Raw genomic sequence first — 18,044 nt, 5'->3', positions numbered from 1 at the left:
CGTCGCGGCGGAAGCCACCGGTCGGACGGTCGCCACCGGAGCGGAAGCCACCGGAGGGACGGTCGCCACCGCGGTCGTCCCGGTTGAAGCCACCGGACGGACGGTCGTCGCGGCGGAAGCCACCGGTCGGACGGTCGCCACCGGAGCGGAAGCCACCGGACGGGCGGTCGCCACCGGAACGGAAGCCACCGGAGGGGCGGTCGTCGCGGCGGAAGCCGCCACGGTCGCCACCGCGGTCACCGCGGTCGTCACGGTTGAAGCCACCCGAGGGACGGCCACCGCGGTCGTCACGATTGAAGCCACCGGACGGACGGCCGCCGCGGTCGCCACCGCGGTCACCGCGGTCGTCGCGGCGGAAGCCGCCACGGTCGCCGCCGCGGTCGCCGCCGCGGTTGTCGCGACGCTCGAAGTTGCCCCGGTCGTCGCGCTGGGCGCGCTGCTCCTCGCGGCGCTCCTGCGCGGCCAGTTCGGCGGCGGCGGCAGCGGCGGCAGCCGCTACCTCGGCCTCGGCGGCCTCGGCCACCTCGGCGACAGCGGCCTCCGGGTCCTCGCCGCGCTCACGGGCGGAGCGGGCGACCAGGCGGTCGGCCTCCTCGCGCAGCTCACCGGCGCGGCGCGTCAGACGCTCCAGCTGCTTGGTGAGCTCCGCGACCTCGCGCTCGGCCTGCTTGGCGGCGTTGTTCGCGGAGTCGGCCTGGACCTCGGTCAGCGAACGCGCGCCGGTGATCTCGGCGACCTCCGGGTCGAAGGCACCGACGCCCTGGACGATGTGGCGCGTGGCGTCGACGCCCGCGTCCTCCATCAGGCGGAAGATCTGGCGGCGCTGGTGCGGGAGCGCCAGCGACACGACGACACCGGACTTGCCGGCGCGGGCGGTACGGCCCGAGCGGTGCAGGTAGTCCTTGTGGTCGCCGGCCGGGTCCACGTTCAGGACCAGGTCGATGCCGTCGACGTGGATGCCTCGGGCGGCGACGTCGGTGGCGACGAGCGCGTTGACGTAGCCGTCCTTGAAGTCCGCGAGGACGCGGGTACGGGCGCCCTGCGTCATGCCGCCGTGGAGCGCGTCGGCCTTCACGCCGGACTCGACGAGCTGCTCGGCGATGCGGTCGGCGCCCAGCTGGGTGCGGACGAAGATGATGGTGCGGCCCTTGCGGGCGGCGATGGCGGCCGTGACCGGCGCCTTGTCCTTCGGCTTCACGACGAGCACGTGGTGCGTCATGGTCGTGACGTTGCCCTGGGCGCTGTCGACCTCGTGCGTGACGGGGTTGGTCAGGTAGCGCTTGACCAGGGTGCCGATCTCGTTCTCCATGGTGGCGGAGAAGAGCATGCGCTGGCCGCCGCCGGGGATCTGGTCGAGCAGCTCGGTGACCTCGGGCAGGAAGCCCAGGTCGGCCATCTGGTCGGCCTCGTCGAGGACCGCGACCTGGACGTTCGCCAGGGAGCAGGCACCGCGGTTGATGATGTCGCGCAGTCGGCCCGGGGTGGCGACGAGGACGTCGACACCGCGCTCCAGAGCGAAGATCTGGTTGCTCATGGAGGTGCCGCCGCAGACGACCTTCATCTTCAGGCCGAGCACGTCGCCGTAGGGCTGGAGGGCGTCCGCGACCTGCATCGCGAGCTCACGGGTCGGCGTGAGGATGATCGCGCGGGGCTTCTTCTTCTCGGTGTGCCCGCCGGCCAGCGAGGCCAGGGTCGGGAGACCGAAGGAGAGGGTCTTGCCGGAGCCGGTGCGGCCGCGGCCGAGGATGTCCTTGCCGGCCAGGGCGTCCGGGATGGTCGCGGCCTGGATCGGGAAGGGAGCGGTGACGCCGTTCTGCGCGAGCTTGCGCACGATGCCCTCGGGCAGACCCAGGTCACCGAAGGTGAGGGTGGGCTCGGCGTCGGCCTCGTCGGCGTCGTCCGCGTCGAAGTCGGCGGCGGAGTCGGTGGCAGAGTCCTCGAAGGACTCGTCGGTGTTCACGTCGGCCTCAAGAGCCTCGATGATCTCGTCGGCCTCTGCGGCCTCGATGGCCTCGGTGACCACGAGGGCCTCGGCGTCGACGATCTCGTGGGAGTCGTTCTCGGGCATGACGGAACGGTCAGAACTGGAAATGGACATGCGAAATGCGAAACCTTCCGGAGTCTCGGCACGCGCCCAAACTCCGTGAATCGCAAATCGACCGCCTCAATGCGGTCAGCCACGGCTAGGGAGAGTACGCGCCACGCGGCGCTCTTCGGAGTCGGCGCCGGGCAATGGGATCAAACGATCTATAACCATACGCACCCTCCCCCGGGTCTGGCAAGTCACTCCCGGAAGAACGGCGCTGACCTGGGAAGATGCCCCACGCCGAGGTCCGGGTGAACGCGGACCAAGGCCGCGGGCGGCCCGCCCCCGGCCTAGGGCTGCGGCTCCGGCTGGGTGGTCGGATCGGGCTGCTGGGTGACCGGCGGCGGCGTGGGTTCCGTCACAGGGGGGACCGTGGCGGTCGGCTCCGGGACCGGGGGCGGGGAGTGGTGTCCGCCGCCGGGGCCCGCCGAACCGGCCGCACCGCCGGACCCGCCCGCGCCCGACCCGCCGGAGGGGGGTACCTGGTGGCCCTGGCCGCCGGCTCCGCCGCCCGGTCCCGCCGAGGGCGAGGGCGCCCCCGGGCGGGGGCTCGGCTCTCCCGGGCTGGGGCTGGCTCCGGTCGCGCCGGACGCCTTGCCGTCCTCCTTCGGCTTCCCGTCCTGGGCTCCCGTACCGTCCCTGGCGCCCTGCCCGCTGCCGTGGACGCCGGAGCCCCGCCCGGAAGCGGCGCCCCCGCCCGCGGACGCGCCCCCGGGACCGGCCGAGGAGGAGGCACCGGGCTTCGCCGCGTGCTCGCCGACACTCATGCAGCTCGCCGTGGCCGCGACCGCGAGCGCGGTGACGGCCAGGCGGAGGGAAGCGGACAACTGGCGCACGGGGGCACCTCCGGGAGCCTGGACGGGAGTTCCGCATGAGCGGGTCAATGTGCCCAACTCCCTCTGACCCGTAAGGGACACGCCCCCGCGCGCACCGGCTCGCGCGCCCGCCGCCCGGACTCAGCCCGCGAGCTGCCCCGCCACCCGCGACCCCAGGTGCACGGCGCCCAGCCCGACCAGCACCGATACGGCGACGTTCGCCGCCGCGAGGAAGGTCCGGCCGGTCTCCGCCAGTCGGAGCGTCTCGTAGGAGAACGTGGAGTACGTGCTCAGCGCCCCGCAGAGCCCGGTGCCCAGCAGGAGGTCCAGCCGCGAGGAGGAGGCCCCCGCCAGCGCCGCCCCGCCCAGGCCCCCGAGCAGCAGGCACGCGGCGGTGTTGACGACGAGGGTGCCCCAGGGGAAGGCGGAGTCGTGCCGCGCCTGGACGGCGCGGTCCGTCAGGTAGCGCAGCGGCGCCCCCACGGCCGCCCCCGCCACCACGAGCAGCCAGTTCACGGTCCCCCGCTCCCCGCGCGGCCGCCCCGGACAAGGCGTCGGGTCGCGGAGGCCGCCGCCCACACCGCGCCCAGCGCCGCCGCCACCGTGAGAGCGGCGTATGCGAGCGCGGTCCCCGCCTCGCCCTCGTCCAGGAGCCGCGAGAAGTCCACGGCGTAGGTGGAGAAGGTGGTGAAGCCGCCCAGCACCCCGACCCCGGCGAAGGGCCGCACCAGCGGATGTGCGGACCGGCCGCCCGCGCCGATCAGCACCATGAGGACGCCGATCAGCGCGCAGCCGCAGGTGTTGATCCAGAAGGTCGCCCACGGGAAGCCGCCGGGGGCGGTCGGCCACAGCAGGGAGACCCCGTACCGCGCCGAGGCCCCGACGGCCCCGCCCGCCGCCACCGCCGCCAGCACCCGGGCGCGGGGCTCGGCGCGGTGGGCCGGGACGTGCAGGTCGACGTCGGGGTCGACGGCCTCGGCGCCGGGGACCGGCCGGGTCACCCGTAGCCCAGGGCGTGCAGGCGCTCGTCGTCGATCCCGAAGTGGTGGGCGATCTCGTGCACCACGGTGACCTCCGTCTCCGCGACCACGCTCTCCCGGTCCTCGCACATCCGCAACGTGGGGTTGCGGTAGATGGTGATCCGGTCCGGCAGCACTCCGGCGTACCACTCGCCCCGGTCCGTGAGCGGGGTCCCCTCGTACAGGCCGAGCAGTTCGGGGTCGTCGGAGGGCGGCTCGTCCTCGACGAACACCGCCACGTTGTCCATCAGCCGCGTGAGCTCCGGCGGGATGCGGTCCAGGGCCTCTGCGACGAGCTCTTCGAACTCCTCGCGCGTCATCTCCAGCACCCGACCATTGTCGCTCCGGGGGAAACCGTTTTGGCGATAGCAGCCGGGATCCCATATGCTTCTCACGTCCCCGACGCGCTGGAAAGCGCCCAGGCGGGCCTTTAGCCCTCATCGTCTAGTGGCCCAGGACGCCGCCCTTTCAAGGCGGTAGCACGGGTTCGAATCCCGTTGGGGGTACGCATTACCGTGTGCAAGACTTGGTCTCGCACACTGCAAGGTCCTGTGGAGCAGTTGGTTAGCTCGCCACCCTGTCAAGGTGGAGGTCGCGGGTTCAAGTCCCGTCAGGATCGCTGAAGCCGGAAACGGTTTCGTGGCTGGGTAGCTCAGTTGGTACGAGCGATCGCCTGAAAAGCGATAGGTCGCCGGTTCGACCCCGGCCCCAGCCACCACAGGAAGGCCCCGTCCCTCGGACGGGGCCTTCCGCGTTACCCCGCCGTCTCCGCCGTCTCCGCGGGGCGCTCCGCGCCGGCGGACCGGGCCGCGCGCGCCGCGCGGCGCCGGTGCAGCAGCCCGAAGGCCGCCGCGCCCCCGGCGACCGGCGCGAGCAGCGCCCAGTCCGGGACGGCTCCGGCCAGCGCGTTCACCCGCTGCTCCACCGCGAACGAGTCGTCCACGTCCAGCAGTCCGGGCAGCGCGCTCGCCCCGTCGTAGACGAGGAACAGCACGCCCAGGGTGAGGAAGAACAGCCCGGACAGCAGTGAGGTGGTGTGCAGCTCGAAGCGGCCCAGCGCGAAGGCCCGGCCGCGCAGCCAGCGCCGCCGGCCCAGCTCGAACCGCTCCCACAGCAGGGCCAGCAGGAACAGCGGTACGGCCATCCCCAGCGCGTACACCGCCAGCAGCAGGCCGCCGTAGACCGGGCTGCCGCCGACCGCCGCCACCGTCAGGACGCTGCCCAGGATCGGGCCCGCGCAGAATCCGGCCAGCCCGTAGACCGCGCCGAGGGCGTACACCGACAGGGCGGTGGTCGGCCGGATCCGGCCGGAGAGCTCGGCGATCCGGCGGGGGGCGAATCCCAGGCCCAGGATCTGGGCGAGCCCCAGCGCGATGATCACCCACCCGCCCGCCAGGACGAGCTCGTCGCGGTTGCTGTGGAAGAACCGCCCGGCGTACGAGCCGGCCGCCCCCAGCGGTACGAGGGTGCTGGCGAGGCCGGCGTAGAAGATCCCGGTACGGGCCAGCAGCCGGGAGGCGGAGTCGATCGAGTACGCGAAGAAGGCCGGCAGCAGCAGCGCGCTGCACGGGCTGAGCAGGGCGAGGAGGCCGCCCAGCAGGGCGGCCAGGTAGCCGATCTCGGTCATCGCCCGGCCGCCGCCGCGGCCTCGGCGATGGCGGCGCCGAAGGCCTCGGCCGGCTGCGCCCCGGCGATCGGCCGCCCGTTGACCAGGAAGGACGGGGTGGAGGTCACGCCGATGCGGTAGCCCTCCTCCTGATCCCTGCGCAGGGCCGCGGCGGCCTCCTCACCGGCCATGTCGGCCTTGAAGCGCTCCAGGTCGGGGACTCCCGCCTCCCGCGCCAGTTCCAGCAGCCGCGCCTCGCCGAAGCCCTTCTCCTTCGCTCCTTCGGCGTACGCGGCCGCGTGGAACCGCGCGAAGCGGTCCTGGCGGCCGGCCGCCCAGGCGGCCCGGGCGGCGGCCTCGGAGTCGGCGCCGAAGATCGGGAAGTTGCGCCACTCGATGCGCAGGGTGCCGTCCTCGACGTACTTCTCCACCAGGGCGGGCTCGGTGTCCCGGGCGAACTTGCCGCAGTAGCCGCACTTGAAGTCGGAGTACTGGATCAGGACGACGGGCGCGTCCGCGCGGCCCACGGCGAGCTTGTCGCCGGCCTCGCGGCGGGCGAGCGCCTTGAGTCCGGCGGCGGGATCGGTCCGGGGCGTCGCGGCGGTGACGGGGCCGGATCCGGCGGCGGCCCGGCCGGAGTCCTTGTCGGCGGGGGCGGTGGCCTGCCAGGAGACGACCCCCAGCGCGACGGCGGCCACGGCGACGCCCGCCGCGATCAGCAGCGGCGTGCGGGAGGAGGAAGAAGAAGAGGAAGGGGAGGGCGAAGGGGACATGCGGATACGTGCTCCAGTGAATGCGCGAAGGGGTCGGACCGGGGACGGGGCCGCCGGGTGGTGTCCGGGCGGCCCTCGCGGACCAGTGCGCCGCATCGGTGCCGGTGCCGGGTGGCACAGGGCGCGGCGTGATCCGCGGATGGCCTCCTAGACCCGCAGCACGGACAGCTCCACCGGTCCCGGCGCCGCCCGGTCGGGGCCGCGTACGGGGACCCGTACGGGGGTGGTCCCGTGCGGCCGGGCGCCCTCGGGGTCCGGCCGCGCCGCCGGAACCTGCGCGTGGTCGTACCCGGTGCGCGGCGGGGCGGCCGGAGCGCCGTCGCGGCCGGGGGCGCCGGGAGCGCAGACGGGCCCCTCGCCCCGGCCGCCGGCAGCGAGGGCGGGCGCGGGGTCCGCGGCCGCCCCTTCCGGCACGGCCGAGGCGACCGGGGCCGCCGGGGCGCCCGCCCGGGCAGCCGCGACCGCCGGAGCCGCCGCACCGACCGCCGGAGCCGCCACCGGTGCGGCCGCGACCGCCGCCGGGGCGGCTCCCCAGCCCGTCAGGACCGCCAGCAGAGCCGCCAGCAGGACCGTCGGCACGGCGGCCGGCAGGCTGCGGACGCGGCGCGGGCGGGACATGGTGGGCGGCCTCTCACTCGGACAGTCGGGGGAGTCGTCCCGAAATGGTACGGGTCCGCCCGACAAATGCGTTCGCCACCCGGAGGGGCCAGGTGAGATCCTCGATCAGGTATGTCTACTTCCTTCGCCGCCCTGCAGACGCTTCTCGGTGAGATCTCCCTCCGTGACGCGCACCGCCTCGGCCGCCGCCTCGAAGGCGCCCGCCGTATCCGCAAGCCCGAGGCCAAGCAGGCCGTGCTCGACGAGATCGCCGCGGAGGCCTCCCAGGCCGCCGCGCGACTGGCCGGGCGCGCCTCGCGGATGCCGGAGGTCACGTATCCCGAGAACCTGCCCGTCAGCCAGAAGAAGGACGAGATCGCCGAGGCGATACGCGACCACCAGGTCGTGATCGTCGCGGGCGAGACCGGCTCCGGCAAGACCACGCAGATCCCCAAGATCTGCATGGAGCTGGGGCGCGGCGTCCGGGGCATGATCGGGCACACCCAGCCCCGCCGGATCGCGGCCCGCACGGTCGCGGAGCGCATCGCCGAGGAGCTGAAGTCCGAGATCGGCCGAACGGTCGGCTGGAAGGTCCGCTTCACCGACCAGGTGGACCAGGACGCGACCTTCGTGAAGCTGATGACGGACGGCATCCTGCTCGCCGAGATCCAGACGGACCGCGAGCTGCGCGCGTACGACACGATCATCATCGACGAGGCCCACGAGCGGTCCCTGAACATCGACTTCCTGCTCGGCTACCTCGCCACCCTGCTCCCCAAGCGCCCCGACCTCAAGGTGATCATCACCTCGGCGACCATCGACCCGCAGCGCTTCTCCCGCCACTTCGGTGACGCCCCGATCGTCGAGGTCAGCGGGCGCACGTATCCGGTGGAGGTGCGCTACCGGCCGCTCCTGGAGGACGACGAGGACGCGGCGGACAGCGACCGCGACCAGATCACCGCGATCTGCGAGGCCGTCGACGAGCTCCAGTCCGAGGGTCCGGGCGACATCCTCGTCTTCCTCTCCGGCGAGCGGGAGATCCGCGACACCGCGGACGCGCTGAACAAGAAGAACCTGCGGCTGACCGAGGTCCTCCCGCTCTACGCGCGCCTCTCGCACGCGGAGCAGCACCGCGTCTTCCAGCAGCACACCGGGCGCCGCATCGTCCTCGCGACCAACGTCGCGGAGACCTCGCTGACCGTCCCGGGCATCAAGTACGTGATCGACCCGGGTACCGCCCGGATCTCCCGCTACAGCCACCGCACCAAGGTCCAGCGGCTGCCCATCGAGCGGATCTCGCAGGCCAGCGCCAACCAGCGCAAGGGCCGCTGCGGCCGTACCAGTGACGGCATCTGCGTCCGGCTGTACTCCGAGGACGACTTCCTCTCCCGCCCGGAGTTCACCGACGCCGAGATCCTGCGCACCAACCTGGCGTCGGTGATCCTCCAGATGACGGCGGCGGGACTCGGCGAGATCGAGAAGTTCCCCTTCATCGACCCGCCGGACCACCGCAACATCCGCGACGGCGTCCAGCTGCTGCAGGAGCTCGGCGCGCTCGACCCGGCGGAGAAGGATCCGCGCAAGCGGCTCACCCCGATGGGCCGGCAGCTCTCCCAGCTTCCCGTGGACCCGCGCCTGGCGCGCATGGTCGTCGAGGCCGACAAGAACAACTGCGTCCGCGAGGTCATGGTCATCGCGGCGGCCCTGTCGATCCAGGACCCGCGGGAGCGCCCCTCGGACAAGCAGACGCAGGCCGACCAGAACCACGCCCGCTTCAAGGACGAGACGAGCGACTTCCTCTCCTTCCTGAACATGTGGCGCTACATCCGCGAGCAGCAGAAGGAGCGCGGCTCCTCCGCCTTCCGCCGGATGTGCAAGCAGGAGTACCTGAACTTCCTGCGGATCCGCGAGTGGCAGGACATCTACTCGCAGCTGCGTACGGTCGCCAAGGCGATGGGCTTCCACGTCAACGACGCCGACGCGGCGGAGCAGCACGTCCATGTCTCGCTGCTGGCCGGCCTGCTGTCGCACATCGGGCTCAAGGACACCGACAAGAACGAGTACCTCGGTGCCCGCGGCGCCAAGTTCGCGGTCTTCCCCGGTTCGGCGCTCTTCAAGAAGCAGCCGAAGTTCGTCATGTCGGCGGAGCTCGTGGAGACCTCGCGGCTGTGGGCCCGGGTGAACGCCAAGGTCGAGCCCGAGTGGGTGGAGCCGCTGGCGCAGCACCTGGTCAAGCGGACGTACAGCGAGCCGCACTGGGAGAAGGACCAGGCCGCGGTGATGGCGTACGAGAAGGTCACGCTGTACGGCGTGCCGATCGTCGCCCAGCGGAAGATCAACTACGGCCGGATCGACGCGGAGGTCTCGCGCGAGCTGTTCATCCGCAACGCGCTGGTCGAGGGCGACTGGCGCACGCACCACAAGTTCTACGCCGACAACCGCCGCCTCCTCACCGAGGTGGAGGAGCTGGAGAACCGGGCCCGCCGGCGCGACATCGTGGTGGACGACGAGACCCTCTTCGACTTCTACGACCAGAAGATCCCCGAGCACGTGGTCTCGGGGGCGCACTTCGACTCCTGGTGGAAGCACAAGAAGCGCGAGGAGCCGGAACTCCTCGACTTCGAGCGCGCGATGCTGCTGACGGAGAAGGCTGCCGGGGTCACCAAGGCCGACTACCCGGACACCTGGCGGCAGGGGCAGCTGAAGTTCCGGGTGACCTACCAGTTCGAACCGGGCGCGGACGCCGACGGCGTGACCGTGCACATCCCGCTCCAGGTGCTGAACCAGGTCGCCGACGAGGGCTTCGACTGGCAGATCCCGGGCCTGCGGGAGGAGGTCGTCACCGAGCTGATCCGCTCGCTGCCGAAGCCGATCCGCCGGCACTACGTGCCCGCGCCCAACTTCGCGACCCGCTTCCTGGACACGGCCGTGCCGCTGTCGGAGCCGCTGCCCGTGACGCTGGCCCGCGAGCTCCAGCGGATGGTCGGGGTGCCGGTGTCCGCGGAGGACTTCGACCTGTCCCGGGTCCCGGACCACCTGAAGATCACCTTCCGGATCGTCGACGAGCGCCGCAAGAACCTCGCCGAGGACAAGGACCTGGAGTCCCTGCGGCTGCGGCTCAAGCCCAGGGCCCGCCAGGCCCTCTCCCAGGCCGCTGCGGCCACCGCCGAGCGGGCGGGCGGGGAGTCCCTGGAGCGCGGCGGACTGACCGACTGGACCATCGGCACGCTGACCCGGGTGTTCGAGACCCGGCGCGCGGGCCAGCCCGTGAAGGCGTACCCGGCCCTGGTGGACGACGGTGCGACCGTCTCGGTACGGCTCTTCGACACCGAGGCCGAGCAGCAGCAGGCGATGTGGCGGGGCACGCGGAAACTGATCCTGCTCAACATCCCGGTGAACCCGGCCAAGTTCGCCTCGGACCACCTGAGCAACCAGCAGAAGCTGGCCCTGTCCCGGAACCCGCACGGCTCCGTCCAGGCGCTCTTCGACGACTGCGCGACCGCGGCGGCCGACCGGCTGATCGCGGACCACGGCGGGCCCGCGTGGGACGAGGCGGGCTTCCGGAAGCTCTACGAGGCCGTACGCGCCGACCTGGTGGACACGACCGTGCGCGCGGTCGGCCAGGTGGAGCAGGTGCTGGCCGCCTGGCAGGCCTGCGAGCGCCGCCTGAAGGCCACCAACAGCCTGGCGCTGGTGGCCAACATCCAGGACGTGCGGACGCAGCTGGCCGCGCTCGTGCCGGCCGGCTTCGTGACCCTCACCGGGCTGCGCCGGCTGCCGGACCTGATGCGCTACCTGGTGGCGGCGGACCGGCGGCTCCAGCAGATGCCGACAGGCGTCCAGCGGGACACCACGCGCATGCAGAAGGTCCACGAGATGCAGGACGAGTACGCCTGGCTGCTGGAGCAGCTGCCGAAGGGGCGGCCGGTGCCGTCCGAGGTGACGGACATCCGCTGGATGATCGAGGAGTTGCGGGTCAGCTACTTCGCCCACGCGCTCGGTACGGCGTACCCGATCTCGGACAAGCGCATCGTGAAGGCGGTGGACGCGGCGGCCCCGTGATCCCCGGTTCGACCGCACCCCCTGAGCTGCTGTACAGTCTGATTCGCGGCCAAGCAATCGGCCGCGATCGAGGACCTGTGGAGCAGTTGGTTAGCTCGCCACCCTGTCAAGGTGGAGGTCGCGGGTTCAAGTCCCGTCAGGTTCGCAGTGATAGTCAGGGCCCGTATCCCTCTGGGGGTACGGGCCCTGACGCGTTGACGGGTGCGGCTGCGCCGGACCGCCCTGGACGGCCCGTACGCGCGCCGTCCTGAACCGCCCTGCGGGCGCACCGGCCGTGCCGCCCGCCGGGCCGCTCCCCGCCCCCCGTACGCCGCCTCTGGCCCGTACACGCCCCCATGGGGCACCCGGCGCGTCCCGCGGGCACCCGCCGGCCCTCCCGGGACGCGGGCCCGGCCCGGAATCCCCCGTTCGTATGAGGCCCCGCGCGCCCCGGGTCCCCATTACGGGGTGCGTCGGCGCATGTACAAGAGTGATCATCTGTGACGGGAGTCACCACACGAGTTTTTGGAACTCACTCTTTTATCGCATCCCTACGCTCTCTCGATTTTATATGTGCCATTGCACCTACCTCCGGCAGGGCCCATTCCCGGTTCCGAAAGGCCCTGACCTGGGCATAAAAAAAGATCGCGCTGGACCCGGCGGAGTCCAGCGCGATCGAACGACGGCGAACCTGTTGGGGCAGGTTCGGTCGCATGAAGCCTTGTGGGTTTCATCGGATTGGGGGACCCGATACGTACCCGGTAATGCGGGGTGCTGCGGAACCTCAGGCCTCGCTGCGCTGCTGCGGAATTCCCGCAAGCAGTGCGCGGACCTCAGCCTCGCGGTAACGGCGGTGTCCACCCAGGGTGCGGATGGACGTGAGCTTGCCAGCCTTGGCCCAGCGGGTGACCGTCTTCGGGTCCACGCGGAACATCGTGGCAACCTCAGCCGGGGTCAGCAGCGGCTCGGCATCAGGGGTGCGAGCGGTCATGAGCGGCCTCCTCGGGAGAACCGAACCATCTCGGTTCTTTCCTCTAAATTCTGCACCTTGGCCCGCGTTGCCCGAAATGGACAGACGCGGGCCGAGTCGGTTATAGGACGAACGGCTTGTCCTCGGCACTACAACTACACCATCCGTCCAGCCCGAAGGGCCAAACCGATGGAATTGCCCTCCGAGGTGTTCATCAGCGGCGGAAGCCGATGGACCGTCCCATAACGGACAGTCACCCCACTGTGACGATCAGTCACAGAGCGATCAGGAGTCGTCAGACCCCCCGTAGAGCGCAATGCCGAGCATTCCGCACTTAATTGGGCGGAAGGAACCCTCCCCGGACTCCTTGTCCTATTTTGGCACGAGGGTAGGGGAAGGGCGCAAGGGTGTGGTTAGTGCGGTCCGTCACGCTTGGGCCAATGGCCCGTATCGGGACGTAGGTCCCGGCACTAGGTCCCGAATGCCATGATCAGCCCTCTGATCAGCTACTTAGGGCTGATCGACCGATACGCCACGGTACGTACCGGCCGGGTCCGCGCCCTCGGACCCCGCCGCGCCTAATTCGCGAAAAGTCGCTCCCGGACGGCCCTCCAGCGCTCCGCCAGCTCCTCGTACGCCTCCGCGGCGCCCTCCCGGTCCCCGGCGCGCAGCGCCGCGATGCCCGCCGCGAGGTCCCGGGCCGAGCGGTCGGCCGCGAGCTTGTCGGCCGGCAGGGCGTGCAGCAGGCCTCCGTAATCCAGTTCGACCATCGACCTCGGGTGGAACTCCTCCAGCCAGCTCCCGACCTCCACCAGGCCCTCGGCGAGCATCCCGTACCCCTCCGCCTCGCGCAGGGTCCGCAGGGCCCGCGCCAGCCGCCGCCGCGCCTGCACCATCGGGGTCCGGTAGCGCAGCCGCTCGCCCGGCAGGTACTCCCGGTCCTCGTCGGCGACCAGGACGAACCAGCGCAGCGGCACCTGCCAGACGCCGGTACGGATCCACGGGCGCGCGTCCGGGTTCCGCTCCCGCCACCGCTCGTACTCCGCCACCGCCCGGTGGCGCGCCACCGGCGGCAGGGCGGCGTCCAGGACCGGCAGTGGAAACCACTCGACCAGCTCCTGCAGCGCGAGCCAGCCGCGCAGCCGGGTGCGCCAGGGGCAGACCAGCAGCACGCCGTCGACCTCGGCGGTGAACGCGTCCGCGCTCTCCTGCGCCGGCACCCCCACCACGGGGACCCGCACCAAGTCCACCAGCGACCGTCGCAGTTCGTCCTGGGCCGTCGGGGTCGTCCCGCGCCCGACGTAGCCGGCCCAGTACGCGCGCTCGGGCTCGGGGAAGGCGGTCAGCGGCTCGTAGACGCGCAGGTAGGACGCGTAGGGCACGGCCGGCGCGGAGCGCGCGGCGGGCAGCAGGGGATCGGTGGGTTCGCTCACGCCCTCGTACTCCCCCGTTTCGGCCGCTCCTTCACCTCCCCGGCGCCGCGGGCGCGGCGGGGAGGCCCCTGCGGGCCGTGCGGCCGGGCCCGCCCGTACTCCGGGTGGGTTTCGATCCGCGGACGGGTCCCCTACGCGCGGGCCGCAGGTCTTACGCTGCTCCCAGCGCGCCCGCCCCCACCCGCAGGGCCGGCGCCATCCCGCCGCATCTCTCCCATGGGAGTCACCACCGTGACCGAAATGACCGACGGCGTCCTGCACACCCTGTTCCGTACGGAGCAGGGCGGCCACGAGCAAGTCGTGCTGTGCCAGGACCGAGCCACGGGCCTCAAGGCCGTCATCGCGATCCACTCCACCGCCCTGGGCCCCGCCCTCGGCGGTACGCGCTTCCACGCGTACGCCTCGGACGAGGAGGCCGTCACCGACGCGCTGAACCTCTCCCGCGGCATGTCGTACAAGAACGCCCTCGCCGGTCTCGACCTGGGTGGCGGCAAGGCCGTGATCATCGGCGACCCCGACGTCGTCAAGAGCGAGGAACTGCTGCTGGCCTACGGCCGCTTCGTGGAGTCCCTCGGCGGCCGCTACGTGACCGCCTGCGACGTCGGCACCTACGTCTCGGACATGGATGTCGTGGCCCGCGAGACCCGCTGGGCGACCGGACGCTCCCCCGAGAACGGCGGCGCCGGCGACTCCTCGGTGCTCACCGCCTTCGGCGTCTTCCAGGGCATGCGCGCCAGCGCCCAGCACCTGTGGGGGGACCCGACGCTGCGCGGCCGCAAGGTCGCCGTGGCGGGCGTCGGCAAGGTCGGCCACTACCTGGTCGAGCACCTGGTGGCGGACGGCGCCGAGGTCCTGGTCACCGATGTGCGGGAGGACTCCGTACGCCGCGTCCTGGACCGCCACCCCGGCAAGGTCACCGCGGTCGCCGACACCGGAACCCTGATCCGCACGGAGGGCCTGGACGTCTACGCGCCCTGCGCGCTCGGCGGCGCCCTGAACGACGACTCCGTGGCGGCCCTCACGGCCTCCGTGGTCTGCGGTGCGGCGAACAACCAGCTCGCCCACCTCGGTGTCGAGAAGGACCTCTCGGACCGCGGCATCCTCTACGCGCCCGACTACGTGGTCAACGCGGGCGGGGTGATCCAGGTGGCCGACGAGCTCAACGGCTTCGACTTCGACCGCTGCAAGGCGAAGGCCTCGGAGATCTTCGACACCACGCTCGCCATATTCGCACGTGCGAAGGCGGACGGGATCCCGCCGGCCGCCGCGGCCGACCGGATCGCCGAGCAGCGCATGGCGGAGGCCCGCGTCGCCCTGGCGGTCTAGGCCCCCGCGGGACCCCTGGGGCGGCCCGCCGGGAGCGCGGCGAGACGGAACTCACTGCGCTTCGGCGGGTCGCTTGCCAGGAACGGGTTAAAATCGCAGCTGACCAGCGAGGACGGGGCGCCTTACTGGTTCTGCACCGGGGCGCGTCATGCGGGCGGCGTACCGTATGGCCGCGGAAGCAGGTACCGTTAAACCCCTACGGACGGTCTCTCCACGGAGAGCCCGCTCCGAACCATGAACGCGTGTCAGACTCTGGGGCCGTCGAGCCCCGTCACCGAGGGGGTCGAGCCATGGGGCGCGGCCGGGCCAAGGCCAAGCAGACAAAGGTCGCCCGCCAGCTGAAGTACAACAGCGGCGGGACTGACCTCTCACGTCTGGCCAATGAGCTGGGCGCATCGCCGACGGAGCCGCTGCCTGTCAGCGAGCCGGTCGAGGTCGATGACGATCTGGATGACGACGACGACCCGTACGCCAAGTACGCGGAGTTGTACAACAGCGATGACGAGGACGAGGACGAGGAGTCCGGTCCGTCCGCTCACCGTCGCGGTGCTTGACGCCCCACAGCGTCCGCACAACAGCAGGCCGACACACTGAAACCCGGTCCGGGGCATGGCCCCGGACCGGGTTTCAGTGCTGCTCAGCTCGCGTAGGAACCGGTCAGGGTCGCGCCTTCGGTGTGGGCGCCCCGGTCGACGATCTCGCCGGCGACCCAGGCGTCGACACCCCGGTCGGCGAGCGTGGTCAGAGCCACGTCCACCGATTCCGCGGGGACGACGGCCATCATGCCGACACCCATGTTCAAGGTCTTCTCCAGCTCCAGCCGCTCCACCCGGCCGGCCGTGCCGACCAGGTCGAAGATGGCGCCGGGGGCCCAGGTCGAGCGGTCGACCGAGGCGTGCAGGTGATCCGGGATCACCCGGGCCAGGTTGGCCGCGAGGCCGCCGCCGGTGATGTGCGAGTAAGCGTGCACCTCGGCCGTACGGGTGAGCGCCAGGCAGTCCAGCGAGTAGATCCTGGTGGGCTCCAGGAGCTCCTCGCCGAGGGTCCGGCCGAGTTCCGCGATCTCCTGCTCCAGGGCCATCCCGGCCCGGTCGAAGAGGACGTGCCGGACGAGCGAGTACCCGTTCGAGTGAAGGCCGGACGACGCCATCGCGATGACGGCGTCACCCGTACGGATGCGATCCGCGCCGAGCAGCCGGTCGTACTCGACGACACCCGTTCCCGCGCCCGCGACGTCGAAGTCGTCCGGGCCCAGCAGGCCGGGGTGCTCGGCGGTCTCGCCGCCGATCAGGGCGCAGCCGGCGAGGACGCAGCCCTCGGCGATGCCCTTGACGATGGCGGCGACCCGGTCGGGGTGGACCTTGCCGACGCAGATGTAGTCGGTCATGAAGAGGGGCTCGGCGCCGCAGACGACGATGTCGTCCATGACCATGGCGACCAGGTCGTGGCCGATGGTGTCGTACACGCCGAGGCGGCGGGCGATGTCCACCTTGGTGCCGACGCCGTCGGTCGCGGAGGCGAGCAGCGGGCGCTCGTAGCGCTTGAGGGCGGAGGCGTCGAAGAGGCCGGCGAAGCCGCCGAGGCCGCCGAGGACCTCGGGGCGCTGCGTCTTCTTCACCCACTCCTTCATCAGCTCGACGGCGCGGTCTCCCGCTTCGATGTCCACGCCTGCGGCTGCGTAGCTGGCACCGGTGGTCTTCTCTGTCATGACAGGAGAGAGCTTTCGTGTCGTTACTGCGGTTGGTGCGGGGCCCTGGGCCGGCCTTCATTCGTTCTGGCCCGGAAGACAGGGCCCCGCGCAGGTTGAGCGGGTGCGGACCGGGATCCGGCTACGGACGGCGGAGCGCGTCGGCGGCGTCCGTGCCGCCGGCCAGCTCGGTCTCCAGCAGCTGCTTGCCGAGGAGCTGCGGGTCCGGAAGCTCCATCGGGTACTCGCCGTCGAAGCAGGCACGGCAGAGGTTGGGCTTCTGGATGGTGGTCGCCTCGACCATCGCGTCGAGCGAGATGTACGAGAGCGAGTCCGCGCCCAGCGACGTGGCGATCTCGTCGACCGTCATGCCGTTGGCGATCAGCTCCGCCCGGGTGGCGAAGTCGATGCCGAAGAAGCAGGGCCACTTCACGGGCGGTGAGGAGATCCGGATGTGGACCTCCGCCGCGCCGGCCTCGCGGAGCATCTTGACCAGGGCGCGCTGGGTGTTGCCGCGGACGATCGAGTCGTCCACGACCACCAGGCGCTTGCCCCGGATGACTTCCTTGAGGGGGTTGAGCTTCAGGCGGATGCCGAGCTGGCGGATCGTCTGCGAGGGCTGGATGAAGGTCCGTCCCACGTAGGCGTTCTTGACCAGGCCCGAGCCGTACGGGATACCGCTCGCCTCGGCGTAGCCGACGGCGGCGGGGGTCCCGGACTCCGGTGTCGGTATCACCAGGTCCGCGTCGACCGGGGCTTCCTTGGCCAGGCGCCGGCCCATCTCGACACGCGAGAGGTAGACGTTCCGGCCGGCGATGTCGGTGTCCGGGCGCGCCAGGTAGACGTACTCGAAGACACAGCCCTTGGGCTTCGCTTCCGCGAATCGCGAGGTGCGGAGACCGTTCTCGTCGATCGCGATGAGCTCGCCCGGCTCGACCTCGCGGACGAAACTGGCCCCGCAGATGTCGAGTGCGGCGGTCTCACTCGCGACCACCCAGCCGCGCTCCAGGCGGCCGAGGACCAGCGGGCGGATGCCCTGCGGGTCACGGGCGGTGTAGAGGGTCCCCTCGTCCATGAAGACGAGCGAGAAGGCGCCCTTGACCTGAGGCAGGACCTTGGCGGCCGACTCCTCGATGGTCAGGGGCTTGCCCTCGTCGTCGGTCTGGCCGGCGAGGAGGGCGGTGACGAGGTCGGTGTCGTTGGTGGCCGCCACCTGGGTGGCACGGCCGTCCTGACGGGGGAGGTCGGCGACCATCTCGGCGAGCTCGGCGGTGTTCACCAAGTTGCCGTTGTGACCCAGGGCGATCGAGCCGTGGGCGGTCGCGCGGAAGGTGGGCTGCGCGTTCTCCCAGACGGAGGCTCCGGTGGTCGAGTAGCGGGCGTGACCGACCGCGATATGACCTTGGAGCGAGCCGAGAGAGGTTTCGTCGAAGACTTGGGAAACGAGGCCCATGTCCTTGAAGACGAGGATCTGGGAACCGTTGCTCACAGCGATTCCCGCGGACTCTTGTCCGCGGTGCTGCAGTGCATACAGTCCGAAGTAGGTGAGCTTGGCGACCTCTTCACCCGGAGCCCAGACACCGAAGACGCCGCAAGCGTCCTGGGGGCCTTTCTCTCCGGGGAGCAGGTCGTGGTTGAGTCGTCCATCACCACGGGGCACGCTTCCGAGTGTAGGCGAGATCGACCACTGG

The 18,044-nt window shown here is 71.5% G+C and carries 15 protein-coding genes and 4 tRNA genes; 7 read left to right on the top strand and 12 right to left on the bottom strand.

Annotated elements, in window-relative coordinates; translation table 11 throughout:
* The 5 genes from ACFWUQ_RS22175 to ACFWUQ_RS22155 all read right to left on the bottom strand — a co-directional run.
* Positions 1-2,098 (bottom strand): DEAD/DEAH box helicase (locus tag ACFWUQ_RS22175; protein WP_384540612.1); only part of this gene is annotated, 2,098 nt, incomplete at its 3' end.
* Between the two features lie 278 nt (positions 2,099-2,376).
* Positions 2,377-2,922, bottom strand: a complete 546-nt coding sequence (locus tag ACFWUQ_RS22170; RefSeq protein WP_384540609.1) for a hypothetical protein — start codon at positions 2,920-2,922, stop codon at positions 2,377-2,379.
* A 120-nt stretch (positions 2,923-3,042) separates the two neighbouring features.
* Positions 3,043-3,417, bottom strand: coding sequence for a fluoride efflux transporter FluC (locus tag ACFWUQ_RS22165; RefSeq protein ID WP_384540607.1), 375 nt, complete (start codon positions 3,415-3,417; stop codon positions 3,043-3,045).
* Positions 3,414-3,902 carry a CrcB family protein gene (locus tag ACFWUQ_RS22160; RefSeq protein ID WP_384540604.1) on the bottom strand — a complete coding sequence of 163 codons (489 nt, stop codon included), beginning with the start codon at positions 3,900-3,902 and terminating at the stop codon, positions 3,414-3,416. The genes ACFWUQ_RS22165 and ACFWUQ_RS22160 overlap by 4 nt, the downstream gene beginning before the upstream one ends.
* Positions 3,899-4,249 (bottom strand): metallopeptidase family protein, encoded by a 351-nt coding sequence (locus ACFWUQ_RS22155; protein ID WP_384540601.1) that lies wholly within the window; start codon positions 4,247-4,249, stop codon positions 3,899-3,901. The genes ACFWUQ_RS22160 and ACFWUQ_RS22155 overlap by 4 nt, the downstream gene beginning before the upstream one ends.
* Positions 4,250-4,353: 104 nt before the next feature.
* On the opposite strand from ACFWUQ_RS22155, the gene ACFWUQ_RS22150 reads away from it, so the two are divergent.
* The 3 genes from ACFWUQ_RS22150 (at position 4,354) to ACFWUQ_RS22140 (ending at position 4,638) form a co-directional block, all read left to right on the top strand.
* Positions 4,354-4,426: transfer RNA gene (locus ACFWUQ_RS22150), tRNA-Glu, on the top strand.
* 39 nt (positions 4,427-4,465) lie between these two features.
* Positions 4,466-4,539: transfer RNA gene (locus ACFWUQ_RS22145), tRNA-Asp, on the top strand.
* Positions 4,540-4,561: 22 nt separating this feature from the next.
* Positions 4,562-4,638 (top strand) — tRNA-Phe (locus tag ACFWUQ_RS22140).
* 36 nt (positions 4,639-4,674) lie between these two features.
* Here the strand turns inward: ACFWUQ_RS22140 and ACFWUQ_RS22135 are convergent.
* The 3 genes from ACFWUQ_RS22135 to ACFWUQ_RS22125 form a co-directional block, all read right to left on the bottom strand.
* Positions 4,675-5,547: a cytochrome c biogenesis CcdA family protein gene (locus ACFWUQ_RS22135; protein WP_384540598.1), complete on the bottom strand. Its 873-nt coding sequence runs from the start codon at positions 5,545-5,547 to the stop codon at positions 4,675-4,677.
* A complete protein-coding gene (locus tag ACFWUQ_RS22130; RefSeq protein WP_384540595.1) occupies positions 5,544-6,299 on the bottom strand; it encodes a DsbA family protein in 756 nt (251 codons plus the stop codon). Before ACFWUQ_RS22130 ends, ACFWUQ_RS22135 begins: the two co-directional genes overlap by 4 nt.
* Before the next feature lie 147 nt (positions 6,300-6,446).
* Positions 6,447-6,917 (bottom strand): hypothetical protein, encoded by a 471-nt coding sequence (locus tag ACFWUQ_RS22125; RefSeq protein WP_384540593.1) that lies wholly within the window; start codon positions 6,915-6,917, stop codon positions 6,447-6,449.
* Positions 6,918-7,028: 111 nt separating this feature from the next.
* On the opposite strand from ACFWUQ_RS22125, the gene hrpA reads away from it, so the two are divergent.
* Together hrpA and ACFWUQ_RS22115 are read left to right on the top strand one after the other, a co-directional pair.
* Positions 7,029-10,958, top strand: a complete 3,930-nt coding sequence (hrpA, locus tag ACFWUQ_RS22120) for an ATP-dependent RNA helicase HrpA (RefSeq protein ID WP_384540590.1) — start codon at positions 7,029-7,031, stop codon at positions 10,956-10,958.
* Between the two features lie 71 nt (positions 10,959-11,029).
* Positions 11,030-11,103: transfer RNA gene (locus tag ACFWUQ_RS22115), tRNA-Asp, on the top strand.
* Between the two features lie 618 nt (positions 11,104-11,721).
* On the opposite strand, the gene bldC is transcribed toward ACFWUQ_RS22115, so the two are convergent.
* Together bldC and ACFWUQ_RS22105 are read right to left on the bottom strand one after the other, a co-directional pair.
* Entirely contained in the window at positions 11,722-11,928 is a 207-nt protein-coding gene (gene bldC, locus ACFWUQ_RS22110) for a developmental transcriptional regulator BldC (protein WP_003949541.1), read from the bottom strand.
* Between the two features lie 557 nt (positions 11,929-12,485).
* Positions 12,486-13,340, bottom strand: coding sequence for a hypothetical protein (locus ACFWUQ_RS22105; protein WP_384540588.1), 855 nt, complete (start codon positions 13,338-13,340; stop codon positions 12,486-12,488).
* A 231-nt stretch (positions 13,341-13,571) separates the two neighbouring features.
* Here ACFWUQ_RS22105 and ACFWUQ_RS22100 point away from each other — a divergent pair, with 231 nt between their 5' ends.
* Together ACFWUQ_RS22100 and ACFWUQ_RS22095 are read left to right on the top strand one after the other, a co-directional pair.
* Complete coding sequence (locus ACFWUQ_RS22100) at positions 13,572-14,666, top strand: Leu/Phe/Val dehydrogenase (RefSeq protein ID WP_384540585.1); 1,095 nt, start codon at positions 13,572-13,574, stop codon at positions 14,664-14,666.
* A gap of 290 nt (positions 14,667-14,956) precedes the next feature.
* Positions 14,957-15,220, top strand: coding sequence for a DUF3073 domain-containing protein (locus ACFWUQ_RS22095; RefSeq protein WP_384540582.1), 264 nt, complete (start codon positions 14,957-14,959; stop codon positions 15,218-15,220).
* A gap of 83 nt (positions 15,221-15,303) precedes the next feature.
* Here the strand turns inward: ACFWUQ_RS22095 and purM are convergent, their stop codons facing one another.
* Together purM and purF are read right to left on the bottom strand one after the other, a co-directional pair.
* On the bottom strand, positions 15,304-16,374 hold the full coding sequence (purM, locus tag ACFWUQ_RS22090) for a phosphoribosylformylglycinamidine cyclo-ligase (protein WP_384540579.1): 1,071 nt from the start codon (positions 16,372-16,374) through the stop codon (positions 15,304-15,306).
* 121 nt (positions 16,375-16,495) lie between these two features.
* On the bottom strand, positions 16,496-18,013 hold the full coding sequence (gene purF / locus ACFWUQ_RS22085) for an amidophosphoribosyltransferase (protein ID WP_384540577.1): 1,518 nt from the start codon (positions 18,011-18,013) through the stop codon (positions 16,496-16,498).
* Positions 18,014-18,044 lie beyond the last annotated feature (31 nt).

The organism is Streptomyces sp. NPDC058662, from assembly GCF_042716255.1.
In the GTDB taxonomy this organism is placed as follows: Bacteria; Actinomycetota; Actinomycetes; order Streptomycetales; family Streptomycetaceae; genus Streptomyces.
Note: the sequence above shows the minus strand (reverse complement) of the source record. Positions and strands in the feature narration are given on the sequence as shown.

Coding starts and splice junctions, on each gene's coding strand:
- purM (WP_384540579.1), bottom strand. CDS start 16,374: ATGACAGAGAAGACCACCGGTGCCAGCTACGCAGCCGCAGGCGTGGAC.
- bldC (WP_003949541.1), bottom strand. CDS start 11,928: ATGACCGCTCGCACCCCTGATGCCGAGCCGCTGCTGACCCCGGCTGAG.
- ACFWUQ_RS22125 (WP_384540593.1), bottom strand. CDS start 6,917: ATGTCCCGCCCGCGCCGCGTCCGCAGCCTGCCGGCCGCCGTGCCGACG.
- ACFWUQ_RS22095 (WP_384540582.1), top strand. CDS start 14,957: ATGGGGCGCGGCCGGGCCAAGGCCAAGCAGACAAAGGTCGCCCGCCAG.
- ACFWUQ_RS22130 (WP_384540595.1), bottom strand. CDS start 6,299: ATGTCCCCTTCGCCCTCCCCTTCCTCTTCTTCTTCCTCCTCCCGCACG.
- hrpA (WP_384540590.1), top strand. CDS start 7,029: ATGTCTACTTCCTTCGCCGCCCTGCAGACGCTTCTCGGTGAGATCTCC.
- ACFWUQ_RS22135 (WP_384540598.1), bottom strand. CDS start 5,547: ATGACCGAGATCGGCTACCTGGCCGCCCTGCTGGGCGGCCTCCTCGCC.